Here is a 14,114-nt window from a genome sequence, read left to right as displayed (position 1 = left end):
GTTATTGGTACTCTAAACATTAGAAGTACTAGTATACACTATTTTTTTAGATAGATTTTACCCTTAATGAATACGGGTCAGAACTTACCTAGTCACTTTCGAACGCCTCTCTTCTAAAAATCAATATATTCTTAAGGGCATCGAGAAAAGTACCTAATTAATGCTTCACCTATTTTTATAGTACATACATTGTAGAGGTAACGATAAAAAAGCGTTATCCTGTTTGAGAAAATTCATTTATCCTTATTTAGACTGATTAATTATTGTACACAAAAATAAAGCAGTCTAAGAGAAAAATAAAATTTATTTAGATTAATTTTTAATAACTTAACATTCAGCGTCTTAATTCTAAGACAAACAGTCTATAAAAAAATAGCTTGTCAAATATGTTTTGACAAGCTATTTTCAAGTTACTACAAAATTAACACATTATCGTAAAAACGATTATTGTAATATTAGCTCACTATACTTAGCATTAATAGTAATTATTTTTTCTGTATTTCTGGTTTCATTAAATCCGTTGATAAAAATATTTCCAAAGTTTCTTGTTACTGTTTTCTCCATGGTTTTAGGCAACGAAATTCTACTTTGTGCTCCATTATACACGAAATTAAATGCTTCTTCAGGTAGTTTTAGTTTAAAATCACTATTTGCTACTGCCAGGTTTAGGCTTTCAAAATCAGCTCCAACCTTCAAAATCGTAACAGCTCCAAAACTCCCTGTAATAGCTCCTTTCTTACTTAATTCATGAACTATAATGCTACTGGAATCCGCGTTAGCATGTAATGTATTTGCCTTTTTAATTTCACATCTTTTCACATAATTAAGTATCAATTCTCCCTCATTCCAGTTGGTAATAAATACAGGAGAGTATGAAGCTTCTATATAAGTATCTCTACCATCAATCGTTCCCGCAGTTAATAGTGTATGTGACAAAGAGGCTTTTACATCTGCTGAAAAATCAGGAAGTTTCACTTCTCCGTGTCTGGAGTTAATTCTCAATTTAGCATTTTTAGGCATGTATACCTTTATTATTTTACTGGCATTTATATTCGTACTACTGGTCGTATATCTATATACTTGTATAGTTGTTCCTACATTTTGTTTTGTTTGAAATTCTCTAGCAAACTGATTAGCCCATGCTTCCATCTCTCTTCCAAACTGCTCTCCCCAGTATTTAGAATTCTCTCCTCCTATTTCCTGCATGCGGACTTCCATTTTAGCACTAATTTCTTCTGCTCCTTTCTGAAATTGTTGTTTCCAATCTTTTAATGAGTTTCCAAAATTACCTCCAAACTTCTCTGATATCTGATGCTCCCATTGTTTTATATATTTTTCTTCTCCTTCTTTGTATTTTCCGTAATCAAAACTGGCATTTATCTTATTATTTTTAGGCAATGTACTTGGCATAGGATTATTAGCCATTCGCTCCATAATGGGACCTAGCATATCATTGATCATTGGTTCCATCATTCTCAGCTCCTGTAACCCTCTCTTAACAGCAACTTCTCTGGAGATTGAGTTTGCAGAAGCAGAGGTTATCACTACTGCATTCTGATTAGCCATGGTATGGACTTTCCAGTTGTCCAGTAAATACTCTTTGTTTTCTTCTGTTATATTTCCTCCATCCAAATATGCTTCAACTGTAACTGTGCTTTTATTCCAAGGAACAAAAACTAAATTTGTGTGATTGGTATTTAATGTAATTGTTACGTCTTTAGCAACTGAAAAAGACTCTTTTAATTTGCTTTCTGTATTCTGAGCAAATAAGCCTACACCACAAAAGACACTTAAAACAGCTATATTAAACGTGTATTTCATTGTAATTATCGTTTTCAATATCTTCTTGTTCTTTTAGTTTGTTTTCTAATCTATTTAACAGCGTAATTCTCATTTCCAGGTTATCTTTCATTGCCTGAATGCTTTGCATAGAAGGACCTTCTTCCATTAATTCTTTATTCAATCGCTGATATTCTTCGTGTAAATCCTTTAATCGAACCATAAAACTCTCTACCAGTTCTCTATTATCATCGGTTACTTCAATTTTAGAAAGTCTGTATTTTACATTCGTCAAAAATGCATTTTCTGTCTCTTTATATTGAGGAGAATAATCTGCTAAAACAGAAGACTGTTTTTCTACCAAAACCGTCGCATCTTTTATTTTATCTTTATCAAGCCCTACAACACCATCATTTGTATTTTGTGAGCTTCCGAACTGATTAAAGGCTGTCAGTGATATAGACACTATAATTGCAACACTTGCTGCAACCTTTAACCAAGTATACTTAGTTGACTTTTTTGGGTTCTCTATTGGCAATTGTTCATTGAGTCTCGCCAAAAAACGATCCTGATGCCCTTTTCTTATCCGCTCAGAAGAAACGTGGGTATCTTGTTTTAATAACTCTCTAATATCCTGTGCCATCTCGTAAGTGTTTTAATTGATCCTGAAGCTGTTTTTTTCCTCTGTGTACCAGCGTCCTGGAAGCTACAGGGGTAATATCTAAAATTTCGCTTATTTCTTTATGGTCATACCCTTCTATTAAAAATAGCATTACAGCATATTTATATTTTTCGGGTAAATTTTCTATTGCTTTTTTTACTTCCTCTACGGTAACCGAATCTGATACAGACCAATCATTCTGCTCCTCTACTGTCGACATTACCTGTTCATTAATCGCTACCATATTCATCTTTTTCGCCTTCAGCATGTCAATACTTTTATTAATCACTATTCGCTTTAACCAAGCTCCAAAAGTGACATCTCCTGTAAATTGATGTAATCTCGTAAAAGCCTTGATAAAAGATTCCTGCATTGCTTCCTCTGCCTCATACGGATCTTTGAGGAATCTAAGTGCTACATAATACATCCCATCACAATACTTATTATAAAGCTTCATCTGTGCACGGCGATCATTCGCCCTACATAGCTCTATTATTTCGCTTTGTAACAAATTTTTCTTCAACTTAGTAGTTAGTGTTTACATTGTTTAAAAAACAGTCCCGGATTACAATTCATCTATAATGACGCTCTCCCAATCTGCATGTTGCAAAATTAGTCAGAAAAAAAGCTTTTTCTTCTAAAAAAAATACATTTACAAACAGATAACAATCGCCCACATAGGTTTTGTTTTGTTTCTTTATCCAATCATAATGAATATTTATACCATTTGAGATGGTTATACAATTTCATTCTATTAATTTTACACAGGTCTAACCCCCAATCATAGCTTACACAAAAAATATCTTATATGAACAAGTTTATTAAACGTTTGATCTTTATTCTAATCGGAATTTCTATTATCAGCTATATCGGTTTATCTTTCTTAAAAACTAATACTAAGAAACATAGTCCCGAAGAGACGGTCACACATCAAACCAAAGAAGCTTCTCTTAGCGTATTTTATAACCGCCCATACAAAAAAGATCGTATTATCTTTGGTGAATTAGTTCCTTTTGGCAAGGTTTGGAGAACCGGAGCTAACGAAGCAACTACTTTTAACACTTCCAAAGATCTTCTTATTGATGGCAGTACATTACCGGCAGGAAAATATACTTTATGGACTATTCCTAATAAAAAATCATGGAAAATACTATTCAATAGCAAACAATATAGCTGGGGAGTTAATATGGACGGAACTGTAAAACACAATCCTGAATTTGATGTACTAACAATAGAGGTTCCTGTAAATCCCCTTCTTAATGTAGTAGAACAATTTTCTATCTATTTTGAGGAAGCGAATGATTTTTCTATCATGTACCTCGCGTGGGACACTACAGTGATTGCTGTACCTATAAAGGTTAAAAAGTAAACCTAGAAACACGAAGCATTACTTCAGGGGAGCCCCCTGAACATTTAGACATCGATTATCACATAGACACATCAGGTCTTTCTTTTACATCTAAGAAAGACCTGATTACTATATTATTCATCTAATAACAAATTCAAGGTTACATCAATGTTATCTCTAGTCGCTCTGGAATACGGGCATACTTCATGAGCTTCGTTAATCAATTCCTCTGCTAGTGCTGTTTCTATCCCCGGCAAATAAGTATCTAATACCACTGCCAATTCAAACTCTTCTTCTTCTGTTTTTCCTATAGATACCACAGCTGTGACAGTAAAATCTCCCAAATCGATTTTTCGCTGATCGGCTATATGTTGTAATGCGCTCCCATAACAAGCAGAGTACCCTGCTGCGAAAAGTTCTTCAGGGTTTGTATAATCTCCTCCTGCTCCTCCTAATTCTTTAGGAACACTTAATGGTGTATCAATAGTTTTGGTATCTGTAGAAACATGACCAGATCTTCCCTTTTCCGTTGTTGCTTCTGCGGTATACAAAATTTTCATATGTATATATTTAGTGATTAATGTATGATGATAAACTCCGTAACGACAAAGTCCGGAGTACTAATTTTTCACTTAGTAAACAAAGTATATGTTTCTCAAAAAATGAATGCTTAAATTTGCAATAAATCGATATCGTGTCTAAAGATAACACAAAATATAACACTAATACTCCTTTTTCTAAAACACCTGGAAGTACGAATCCAAAAGCTATCAAGAGCTTCAAATCCAGGCAACAAAAAAAGGTAGATATCGAAGAATTATTTACTAAGATCAGGACAAAAGACAGAACTGCACTTAGTCAGGGGATTACTTTAATCGAGAGTTCCCAACCCCTACACCAGGAAAAAGCGCAACAATTAATCGAAAGATGCCTGCCTTTTTCTAATAATTCAATACGGATTGGAATTACAGGAGTTCCAGGAGTTGGCAAAAGTACTTTTATAGAAGCACTGGGAAATATATTAATCAGCCATCAAAAAAAGGTAGCTGTTTTGGCTGTAGATCCCAGTAGCAGTATTTCTGGAGGAAGTATCCTTGGAGATAAAACACGAATGGAAACATTAGTCGCTTCTCCTGATGCATTTATACGCCCTTCTCCCAGTGGGAATTCTTTGGGAGGAGTTGCACAGAAAACGAGAGAGTCAATCATTCTTTGCGAAGCTGCTGGTTTTGACACCGTTATCATAGAAACAGTTGGTGTAGGACAGAGTGAAACTGCCGTACACAGCATGGTTGATTTTTTTCTTTTACTCAAATTAGCTGGAGCAGGAGACGAATTACAAGGAATAAAACGAGGTATTATCGAAATGGCTGACTCTATTGTAATCAACAAAGCCGATGGTGATAACAAAAAGAGAGCTCGGGAAGCGAAAAATCAATTTAAAAAAGCGTTACACCTTTATCCTATCTCCCATAACGGATGGCTTCCTCAGGTACTTACCTGTAGTGCACTAACTAATGAAGGAATTACAGACATTCTGGAACTGATTAGTTCTTACATAAAGATCACAAAGACAAATGGCTCTTTTGAAAATAAAAGAATCGAGCAAAATAAATATTGGTTATTGCAAACCATCGAAGAGCAATTAAAAAGCTCATTTTTTAATCATCCTGGCATCAAGGAAATACTCCCAAAAAAAATTGATGCTCTAAAAAGACATGAAATTAGTCCCTTTGCTGCTGCCAAGGCACTTCTTACCCTTCATAAAAACAATACAGAAAAAGCTTAAGCGTACCGCACTAAACTTTTTCTGTATCACAATAGGTCTATCAGCCTGTAAAACCTACTCCTCTAAATCATAATTCGCCATAGTATCAGCCAAACGCTTACTTATTTTCACCAGATAAACAGTGTCTTCTGTTTTCACTTCGACTGCTTCTATAACATCATTATGACCATTTTTAAAAGTAACAATATCGCTATCATTATATCCATCCGGATATTTTTCTACTAACAAAGCAAGGATATCTTTATTAAGTTTTTTATAGTCAACAATTACTCTTTTCATGTCTATATTGATTTGTTGGTTACATATCCAAAAGGTACGCAAATATTAACGGAGCCACAATAGTCGCATCACTTTCTATGATAAACTTTGGCGTATCAATATCGAGCTTCCCCCAGGTGATTTTTTCATTGGGAACCGCTCCTGAATACGACCCGTAACTAGTTGTAGAATCTGAAATCTGACAAAAATAACTCCAGAATGGGGTATCCGTTCTTTCCATATCCTGATACAACATTGGCACCACACAAATAGGGAAATCCCCAGCAATTCCTCCTCCTATTTGAAAAAAACCAATCCCTTCTTTAGAATTTTCCGTATACCAGTCTGCCAGGAATGCCATATATTCTATTCCTGATTTCATCGTACTAGCTTTTAACTCTCCTTTTAGCACATAGGATGCAAAAATATTCCCCATAGTACTATCTTCCCATCCGGGGACTACAATTGGTAGGTTCTTCTCTGCTGCTGCATACATCCAAGAATCTTTTATATCTATTTCATAATATTCTTCCAGAACTCCAGATAATAGCAGCTTATACATAAATTCATGAGGAAAATAACGTTCTTCTTTCTCTTCGGCATCTTTCCAGATTTTGAATATATGTTTTTGCAACCTTCTAAATGCCTCTTCTTCAGGAATACAAGTATCTGTTACCCTATTCAGTCCTTTCTCTAATAACTCCCATTCTTCTTGTGGGGTAAGATCTCTGTAATTAGGTACTCTTTTATAATGCGAGTGTGCCACCAGATTCATGATATCTTCTTCGAGATTAGCTCCCGTACAGGAAATAATATGCACTTTATCTTCTCTAATAATATCTGAAAAGATTTTTCCTAATTCAGCAGTACTCATAGCTCCTGCAAGGGACACCAGCATTTTACTTCCTTTATTCAACTGATCTTCATATGCCTTGGCTGCATCGACGACAGTAGCTGCATTAAAGTGTAGATAATATTTCTCTATAAAATTGGATATTGCTCCTTTTGTATTCATTTGTTGGTCAATTTTATTTACTATTTATTTCTGAGCACCTTCATACTCCTGATTAACTGCCTCTTCTTTGAACTTATAGCTAAGCATTTTATAATACAATTTAGCTGCTAAAAAATCAGAGGACTTTTCTTTTTCGTTAGGACATAGTTCTACAATATCAAACCCAACTACATTTTTTTCTTTAAACACCATTTGCAAAAACTCCATTGTCTCATACCAGAATAACCCTCCTGGTTCCGGGGTTCCTGTGGATGGCATAATTGAAGGGTCAAAAGCATCTAAATCAAAGGTGATAAACACATTATCTGTCAATTGATCCACCACCTTATCCATCCAATACTCATCAGCGACCATCTCATGAGCAAAATATGTTTTTTCTGTATTCATTACTGTCTTCTCAATGCTATCCATACTCCGAATACCAACCTGGATCAAATTTGTTTTTTGACTAGCTTCATATACTGCACAAGCATGATTACAAGCTGTTCCTTCATATTCTGGTCTCAGATCCGCATGCGCATCTATATGCAATACGGAGATATTCTCAAAACATTCATCAAAGGCTCTGATTGTTCCGATAGAGATGGAATGCTCCCCTCCAAACACTGTAACAAATTTATTTTTCTTAATATACTTTTTAGTAATACGATGCACTTCTTCCACCATCTGCTCCGGAGAACTAGATTCGGTTACAGGTTCTGCCAGATATACCCCATGCTTATACACTTCCGTATCTGTTTCTATATCATACAATTCCATGTTTTCAGAGGCTTCCAAAAAAGCATCTGGTCCTTTATCTGCTCCTTTTTGCCATGTACTTGTTCCATCATACGGTACAGGAATCAAAACGATTTTTGCATTATCTAACCTAGCATACTCATCTGGTATGCCTGCATAATTATTTTTACTCATTGTAACCTAGTATTTTTAGTAAATCTTCTCCTTTCTGCTGTCTGCTAAATAGCGAGGTAACGATGTTACCTTCTTCATCTTTATCAATCAAAATATGTTTTGGCTGGGGAATCAAACAGTGCTGCAATCCTCCATATCCTCCTATACTCTCTTGATATGCTCCCGTATTAAAAAAACCTATATAAAGTGGCTTATTCTTCTTAAACTTGGGAAGATAAATAGCATTCATATGTTGTTCACTATTATAATAATCATCACTATCACAAGTAAGCCCTCCTAACAGTACCCGCTCATATTCATCATTCCATCGGTTTATTGCCAGCATCACAAAACGTTTGCTAATTGCCCAGGTATCTGGCAGCGTAGTAATAAAAGAAGAGTTAATCAGGTTCCATTTTTCACGATCATTCTGTTGTTTTTGATGCAGTATCTGATAGATAGCACCTCCACTCTCTCCTACTGTAAAACTTCCAAATTCTGTAAAAATATTAGGAACTTCAACCCCTGCTTTTGCACAGGTAATATTTATTTGATTAATAATCTCATCTACCATATATTGATAATCGTACTCAAAAGCCAGGGAGTTTTTTACAGGAAATCCTCCACCTATATTCAAACTATCCAGACTGGGACATACTTTCTTCAGTTTGACATATACTTTTAAACACTTTACTAATTCATTCCAATAATATGCGGTATCTCTTATTCCTGTATTGATAAAAAAGTGGAGCATCTTCAATGTCACTTTCTTATTATCCTTAATATCTCTATTATAAAAAGGAACTATATCCTTATATCCTATTCCCAACCTAGAAGTATAAAACTCGAATTTGGGTTCTTCTTCTGAGGCAATGCGAATTCCAATCTCATAATTCTTATTAATCTCTTCGGACAATAAGTCTACTTCTTCATAATTATCTATAATAGGAATGCAGTTTTGATGCCCTTCATTGATTAACCGCGCTATATTATGGATATATTCCTCTCGTTTAAAACCGTTGCAAATCACATAGGTATCATTAGTAATTTTTCCATTTTTTTTAAGGTTTTCTACGATGTTGATATCAAAAGCAGAGGATGTTTCGATGTGTACCTCATTTTTCATTACTTCATTGAGTACATATTCAAAATGAGAACTCTTAGTACAGTAACAATAGTTATAGTTTCCCTGATACTGATGTTTTTCAATTGCTGCTGCAAACCACTTTTTGGCCTTATTTATATTCTCAGATATTTTGGGCAGATATGTAAATTTTAAAGGAGCTCCATATTTTTCAATTAGCTGCATCAAATTTATATCATGAAAGGTCAGCTGATCTCCTTTTAGGTTAAATTCTTCTTGCGGGAAGTAGAATGTTTGGTCAATTAAGTTTATGTATTTGGTATTCATTATAAATTAAAAGAGTATGTAGTTAGGTATATTAGTTATACAACAGTAACTAAACTGATATGCGATCTTTTTTATTCATTAATATGTAAATGAAATAAAGAGGTACCTGTATTTCTTTGGTGAGAGTACAAAAATTGAAGTTGACGGTGAAATGTCCGGGGTCTATTCCATAAACGTGCTCTAAAAGTAACTTCTTCTCTTTCAGAAGACCGAACGTAAAAACACTTATCATAATGTTCCGCTAATTACTATTGTAATGCTACTCAAAAATAACAAAACTTTCATATGCTTCTACCAAAAAAAAATGCTTTTCGAAAGTTTTAATATTTTAATAATACCAACTTCTTACCTTTCAATCTATAACCTCAAAAAAAAATTTTTTTTTTATGATTTTTTAGCAATTTCAAAAAACACAAAACCCAATACATACTGTTATACCACAGTAAACATACTGTGTATCCTGCCTTAATTTAATATCAAAAAATCAATGTTTCCTTTTTTTATAGGACAATAGTCATTTCCTCATTCCTGAAAGAACGTTTTTTGGGATACGTATATCTTTAGAAAAGGATTTCTTCTCTTTGCGTAGAAGAACCTCTAGTCTCTAACCTAAAATACAGTCATAAAATGACATTTTGTTTATGCTTTTATATACTTTGTAATAAGCCATTGATGAAGGCGAAAAGCTCCTATTCCCAACAGAGCTCCAATACCCCATCCTGTCAGGACATCTCCTGGGTAATGCACTCCGATATAAATTCTACTGTAACTAACAATAAATGACCAAACAATCATCAATACAAAAATATATTTCAGTCGTTTTCTAAGTGCTAAACCTGTAAAAAATGCCAAAGCCATAGAACTCGCCGAATGACCTGAAAAATACCCATGTCTACCACACCTTTCTGCAATAAAACGAGTCAATTCCGAAACTCCTTCTGCTCTACATGGTCTAGGACGCATGAACAATACATTTTTAAACAAATTAGACAATTGATCCGTCGCTGTTATTAAAGCCGCTACGACTAAGATAGTTATCAGCAATCCTTTGGGTCCAAATATTTTATAGAAGAAATACAAAAGGACAGCGTATAATGGAATCTGATAAAACTTTTCTGTCATAAATAACCAGAAACCATCCCATGTTGTTGTCCCGAGATTGTTCAAATACAAAAACAACTCTTTATCTAATTGTATCAACTCTTCCATTAAAACAAATTTATATCCTTGTTAGTTATACTCTAAGTGAGGCTTATACGCGTCAACACTTGTGCTTAAAATCTCATAGTAGTTCCTTTTGAACACCTCATAGACTTGCCCCTATGCGCTTTATGTATACTATTACGCTTCGTATCTGGAAATTTCTCTGTCGTAAAATTCATTTGCTTGTTCGAACAACCGCTCTGCTTCATTTTGCAACTCTTCTTGATCATTTTTATCAAACTCTTCTAACCATTCTACTTCATCGTTTTCTAAATTAATGATGAATCGGGGAAACTCAGTATGTATTACAAAAATGGCATTAGGGTAATCTGTATTGTCCCCCAATAAGAATTTTGGAAACTCCATATGTTCAAAAAAATTATTGTCAAAACTACAAAGGTTATTTTAATTAACCGTTGTTTTCTCCTCTGAATTCTCAGATATTTTTTTACTTAAATAATAAAATCTTCCGAATAGTAAAACAGCTGAAGTACTTAAACCTGCAAGTAATCCTAACCAGATCCCTTCACTTTTATAAGATGTATATAATCCCAAGTAATAGGATACAGGAAAACCAACCACCCAATATGCAAAAAAAGTAATAAGCGTAGGTATTTTCACATCCTGAAGCCCTCGCAAAGCTCCCAAAACCACCACCTGAACTCCATCCGATATTTGAAACAATGCCGCTATTAATAACAACTTGGCCGCAATTGTTAACACCTCTGCATTATCTATTAAATTTTCTGCATCATCAATATCCAGATATATTTTAGGCAGTAACTCATTAAAGCATACAAACAATCCTGCAAAAACAATTTCTATTAATAGGGTAAGAATAAAAAAAGAGGTCGCTATTCTTTTTAATTCATCATACCGTTTCAAGCCTTTCTGATTCCCTACTCTTACCATAGCAGCCACACTTAACCCTGTTGCCACCATAAATGTCATAGAAGATAAATTCAATGCTATTTGATTGGCTGCCTGTGGATTTTTTCCCAAAATACCAGACAACCAGACAGCAGCAGTAAAGATCCCGACTTCAAATAACATTTGTAGTGCTGAAGGAAATCCTAAAGCGATGATTTTTTTAAGCATTATTTTTTCAAGGGTAAAAAACTTGATACCACTAATAAACGCATTAGACTTTTCTTCATTTTTCAGGAACCACCATAAACAGATCACCATAACAATTCGGGATATCAATGTTCCGATAGCAGCTCCAATAATTCCCAATTCCGGAAAACCTAATTTCCCAAAAATCAACACATAATTCAGTAGTATATTGACAATATTAGCTATCAAAGTAGCATACATTGGGTATTTCGTCATTGACAGACCATCTGAAAACTGCTTAAATGCCTGAAATACAATCAACGGAATAAGAGAGAAGGCTACCAAATCCAGATATGGGATGGCATACTCTACCACTTCTACCGGCTGCTTCATCAAATACATTAATGGCTTGGCTATCCATATTGCTGCAAATAGAAAGATTCCTAACGAAGTACACAATACCAACCCATGCTTAAATGATGATTTTCCTGCCTGGAAATTCCCCTCTCCATCGGCTTCTGCTATCAAAGGAGTCAAAGCTGTAGAAAATCCAATCCCTAATGAGATCGCAATGAACATAAAACTATTCCCCAGAGACACGGCTGCTAATTCAGCTGTCCCTAGTTGGCCCACCATAATATTATCTACTAAGCCTACAAAAGTATGCCCTAGCATTCCTAACATTACAGGGGCAGCCAGTCTCATATTATATCTGAATTCTCTGGTGTAGTTGTTGAGCATTCCTTCTTTTTTTGAATCGGTAAAGATACGTATATTCCATATCGTAAAACATCTGTTACCTCACTTTAATTCATAGAACAAAAAGTATTCTTTACAAAAAAAACCGATATAGTCTTATATCGGTTCTTTATTCTATTCTTTTTTCTTCTTAGCTTTCTCCTTCTTAGCTTTCTCCTTCTTAGCTTTCTCCTTCTTAGCTTTCTCCTTCTTAGCCTTCTCTTTCTTAGCCTTCTCTTTCTTAGCCTTCTCTTTCTTAGCCTTCTCTTTCTTAGCCTTCTCTTTCTTAGCCTTCTCTTTCTTAGCCTTCTCTTTCTTAGCCTTCTCCTTCTTAGCCTTCTCCTTCTTAGCCTTCTCTTTCTTAGCCTTCTCTTTCTTAGCTTTCTCCTTCTTAACCTTCTCTTTCTTGACCTCTTTTTCTGCTGCTATTTCAGGGATTTCTTTTTCTGTTTCTTCTATCTCTTGCTTCCCCTCCTCCTGATTTTCTAGTAAAGTTTCTTCGGCATCTTGTTTCGTTTTTTCGACGACTTCTTCTGTTTTTACTTTTGACTTTTCTTCTTTTTTACTCTTATCCATCATGACGACTTCTTTTACTTGGTTTACTTTTTCTTCTATTGCCTGCAATGCATAAAACAGCTCTTTTTTTACAGGGTCATTATCTGATTTTTCTGACACCTTTTTTTCTTCTAGCTGATATAGCAAAAGGTTATATTTTGTTGCTAACTTATGATATCCATACCCTCCTAACAGAAGCCCTCCTAGCACAATAAATAATGTTACCCAAAAAAACAACGTTAATCGATCTTTTAACATGCTATTTTCTTTGAGTAAAAAATCCATTCTAGTCTGAATACTTTCTTGCACCGAAATCAGCTTCCTATCAGTATTTTTTTCAGAGGCTGCTATCCTATTACTGACATCAGTCGATAAATTTGTAAGTTTTTTTTCCTGATTAACTGTTTCGGTTTTCAGCTCCCCAATACTAGTCAACTGTTTATTAACTACCTGACTCAAACCAGAAATATTTCTGGTAAGTTGTCGATTGAGCTGTACCAACTGTACTATTTCTCCTTCTATTTTAGAAATAGATACTCCTTTTTCTATTCCCAAAGTCTCTTGTGCATAATTCCATTGCACAAATCCTAACAATATTATGATTAGATATCTCATAAGCATTCAGATTAGTCTGATTAATATACTAATTAAAACGACTTTTCAAACCTCTCCTTCAAAACTTTTCAAACTATCAGTTTTTTCGTACTCAAAAAAAATAGTTTTGAGTCTTTATTTTTTTTATACTAGCCATAGAAATTAAGCATCATGAATACAGCACAGTCTATTATTAAACATTTGGATTTACAACCACATCCAGAAGGAGGATATTTTAGAGAAACATATCGCAGTAAAGAAGAGATTCCAAAAGCTGCCCTTCCTGACACGTACAGCAGTTCCAGAAATTATACTACAGCTATATATTTCTTACTAACATCTGACACTTTTTCTGCTTTTCACAGGATTAAACAAGATGAAATCTGGCACTTTTACGATGGTGCACCTATCCAACTGCATATGATCTCTCCTGAAGGACACTATTCTATGGTTCGTATTGGAAAAGACTTTTCGAATGGAGAGCTTCCTCAATTTACTGTTCCAGGAGGCTATTGGTTTGCAGCAAACTTACAAAAAGAAGCTACTTTTTCTCTGGTTGGGTGTACCGTTTCTCCAGGATTTGATTTTCAGGATTTCGAACTCCCAAAGCGTGATTACCTACAGTCACTCTTTCCAGAACACACACAAATCATTACGTTATTAACCCGATAAAAAGAAGCAAAAAATAAACGAGAACATTATATTTAACATTCTCGTTTATTAGGTTTAAAAAGCATTTTTATAGATCTTCTTATCATCTTCTCATAGCATAACGTGATGCTCCTGGAAGATCTCTAAGAAAAGAAAAAAATGTAT

Annotated in this window: 14 protein-coding genes and 1 pseudogene; 3 read left to right on the top strand and 12 right to left on the bottom strand. The window is 34.6% G+C overall.

The features are described 5' to 3' along the window. Positions 1-444 precede the first annotated feature (444 nt). Genes HN014_RS13735 through HN014_RS13725 form a run of 3 tightly spaced genes read right to left on the bottom strand, consistent with a single transcriptional unit; the run spans position 445 to position 2,897 of the window. Positions 445-1,821 (bottom strand): hypothetical protein, encoded by a 1,377-nt coding sequence (locus tag HN014_RS13735; protein WP_176029426.1) that lies wholly within the window; start codon positions 1,819-1,821, stop codon positions 445-447. Continuing rightward, the gene (locus HN014_RS13730) at positions 1,805-2,422 is read right to left on the bottom strand and encodes a hypothetical protein (protein ID WP_176029425.1); all 618 of its coding nucleotides are present in this window, start codon (positions 2,420-2,422) and stop codon (positions 1,805-1,807) included. The genes HN014_RS13735 and HN014_RS13730 overlap by 17 nt, the downstream gene beginning before the upstream one ends. Next, entirely contained in the window at positions 2,406-2,897 is a 492-nt protein-coding gene (locus tag HN014_RS13725; protein ID WP_176031120.1) for an RNA polymerase sigma factor, read from the bottom strand. The genes HN014_RS13730 and HN014_RS13725 overlap by 17 nt, the downstream gene beginning before the upstream one ends. A 351-nt stretch (positions 2,898-3,248) precedes the next feature. Between HN014_RS13725 and HN014_RS13720 the strand changes: the two genes are divergently transcribed. Further along, positions 3,249-3,809, top strand: coding sequence for a DUF2911 domain-containing protein (locus HN014_RS13720; RefSeq protein ID WP_176029424.1), 561 nt, complete (start codon positions 3,249-3,251; stop codon positions 3,807-3,809). Positions 3,810-3,922: 113 nt separating this feature from the next. Here HN014_RS13720 and HN014_RS13715 read toward each other — a convergent pair whose 3' ends face one another. Next, the gene (locus tag HN014_RS13715) at positions 3,923-4,348 is read right to left on the bottom strand and encodes an organic hydroperoxide resistance protein (protein ID WP_176029423.1); all 426 of its coding nucleotides are present in this window, start codon (positions 4,346-4,348) and stop codon (positions 3,923-3,925) included. 134 nt (positions 4,349-4,482) lie between these two features. On the opposite strand from HN014_RS13715, the gene meaB reads away from it, so the two are divergent. Continuing rightward, entirely contained in the window at positions 4,483-5,577 is a 1,095-nt protein-coding gene (gene meaB / locus HN014_RS13710) for a methylmalonyl Co-A mutase-associated GTPase MeaB (RefSeq protein ID WP_176029422.1), read from the top strand. A 57-nt stretch (positions 5,578-5,634) separates the two neighbouring features. Here meaB and HN014_RS13705 read toward each other — a convergent pair. The 8 genes and pseudogenes from HN014_RS13705 to HN014_RS13670 all read right to left on the bottom strand — a co-directional run. After that, positions 5,635-5,856: pseudogene (locus tag HN014_RS13705) on the bottom strand (hypothetical protein); the annotation flags it as partial. A 19-nt stretch (positions 5,857-5,875) separates the two neighbouring features. After that, on the bottom strand, positions 5,876-6,850 hold the full coding sequence (locus tag HN014_RS13700) for a deoxyhypusine synthase family protein (protein ID WP_176029420.1): 975 nt from the start codon (positions 6,848-6,850) through the stop codon (positions 5,876-5,878). Positions 6,851-6,874: 24 nt separating this feature from the next. Beyond that, positions 6,875-7,762 (bottom strand): agmatinase, encoded by an 888-nt coding sequence (speB, locus tag HN014_RS13695; RefSeq protein ID WP_176029419.1) that lies wholly within the window; start codon positions 7,760-7,762, stop codon positions 6,875-6,877. Further along, positions 7,755-9,152, bottom strand: a complete 1,398-nt coding sequence (locus HN014_RS13690; protein ID WP_176029418.1) for an arginine decarboxylase — start codon at positions 9,150-9,152, stop codon at positions 7,755-7,757. The genes speB and HN014_RS13690 overlap by 8 nt, the downstream gene beginning before the upstream one ends. 639 nt (positions 9,153-9,791) lie before the next feature. Then, a complete protein-coding gene (locus HN014_RS13685) occupies positions 9,792-10,361 on the bottom strand; it encodes a phosphatase PAP2 family protein (RefSeq protein WP_176029417.1) in 570 nt (189 codons plus the stop codon). Positions 10,362-10,493: 132 nt separating this feature from the next. Next, positions 10,494-10,721, bottom strand: a complete 228-nt coding sequence (locus tag HN014_RS13680) for a hypothetical protein (RefSeq protein WP_176029416.1) — start codon at positions 10,719-10,721, stop codon at positions 10,494-10,496. 39 nt (positions 10,722-10,760) lie between these two features. Beyond that, positions 10,761-12,152 (bottom strand): MATE family efflux transporter, encoded by a 1,392-nt coding sequence (locus HN014_RS13675; RefSeq protein WP_176029415.1) that lies wholly within the window; start codon positions 12,150-12,152, stop codon positions 10,761-10,763. A gap of 132 nt (positions 12,153-12,284) precedes the next feature. Beyond that, on the bottom strand, positions 12,285-13,319 hold the full coding sequence (locus tag HN014_RS13670) for a hypothetical protein (protein ID WP_176029414.1): 1,035 nt from the start codon (positions 13,317-13,319) through the stop codon (positions 12,285-12,287). A gap of 150 nt (positions 13,320-13,469) precedes the next feature. Here HN014_RS13670 and HN014_RS13665 point away from each other — a divergent pair, with 150 nt between their 5' ends. Next, positions 13,470-13,970 carry a cupin domain-containing protein gene (locus HN014_RS13665; RefSeq protein ID WP_176029413.1) on the top strand — a complete coding sequence of 167 codons (501 nt, stop codon included), beginning with the start codon at positions 13,470-13,472 and terminating at the stop codon, positions 13,968-13,970. The last annotated feature ends 144 nt before the right edge of the window (positions 13,971-14,114 follow it).

It is taken from the genome of Aquimarina sp. TRL1 (assembly GCF_013365535.1).
Lineage (GTDB): Bacteria > Bacteroidota > Bacteroidia > Flavobacteriales > Flavobacteriaceae > Aquimarina > Aquimarina hainanensis.
This window is presented reverse-complemented; position numbering and strand designations above follow the sequence as displayed.

Bases quoted from the DNA above. Each gene is read 5' to 3' on its own strand.
- HN014_RS13665 (WP_176029413.1), top strand. From the start codon at position 13,470: ATGAATACAGCACAGTCTATTATTAAACATTTGGATTTACAACCACAT.
- HN014_RS13690 (WP_176029418.1), bottom strand. From the start codon at position 9,152: ATGAATACCAAATACATAAACTTAATTGACCAAACATTCTACTTCCCG.
- HN014_RS13700 (WP_176029420.1), bottom strand. From the start codon at position 6,850: ATGAATACAAAAGGAGCAATATCCAATTTTATAGAGAAATATTATCTA.
- HN014_RS13670 (WP_176029414.1), bottom strand. From the start codon at position 13,319: ATGAGATATCTAATCATAATATTGTTAGGATTTGTGCAATGGAATTAT.
- HN014_RS13720 (WP_176029424.1), top strand. From the start codon at position 3,249: ATGAACAAGTTTATTAAACGTTTGATCTTTATTCTAATCGGAATTTCT.
- HN014_RS13680 (WP_176029416.1), bottom strand. From the start codon at position 10,721: ATGGAGTTTCCAAAATTCTTATTGGGGGACAATACAGATTACCCTAAT.
- HN014_RS13735 (WP_176029426.1), bottom strand. From the start codon at position 1,821: ATGAAATACACGTTTAATATAGCTGTTTTAAGTGTCTTTTGTGGTGTA.
- HN014_RS13685 (WP_176029417.1), bottom strand. From the start codon at position 10,361: ATGGAAGAGTTGATACAATTAGATAAAGAGTTGTTTTTGTATTTGAAC.
- HN014_RS13675 (WP_176029415.1), bottom strand. From the start codon at position 12,152: ATGCTCAACAACTACACCAGAGAATTCAGATATAATATGAGACTGGCT.
- HN014_RS13730 (WP_176029425.1), bottom strand. From the start codon at position 2,422: ATGGCACAGGATATTAGAGAGTTATTAAAACAAGATACCCACGTTTCT.
- HN014_RS13715 (WP_176029423.1), bottom strand. From the start codon at position 4,348: ATGAAAATTTTGTATACCGCAGAAGCAACAACGGAAAAGGGAAGATCT.
- HN014_RS13725 (WP_176031120.1), bottom strand. From the start codon at position 2,897: ATGAAGCTTTATAATAAGTATTGTGATGGGATGTATTATGTAGCACTT.
- speB (WP_176029419.1), bottom strand. From the start codon at position 7,762: ATGAGTAAAAATAATTATGCAGGCATACCAGATGAGTATGCTAGGTTA.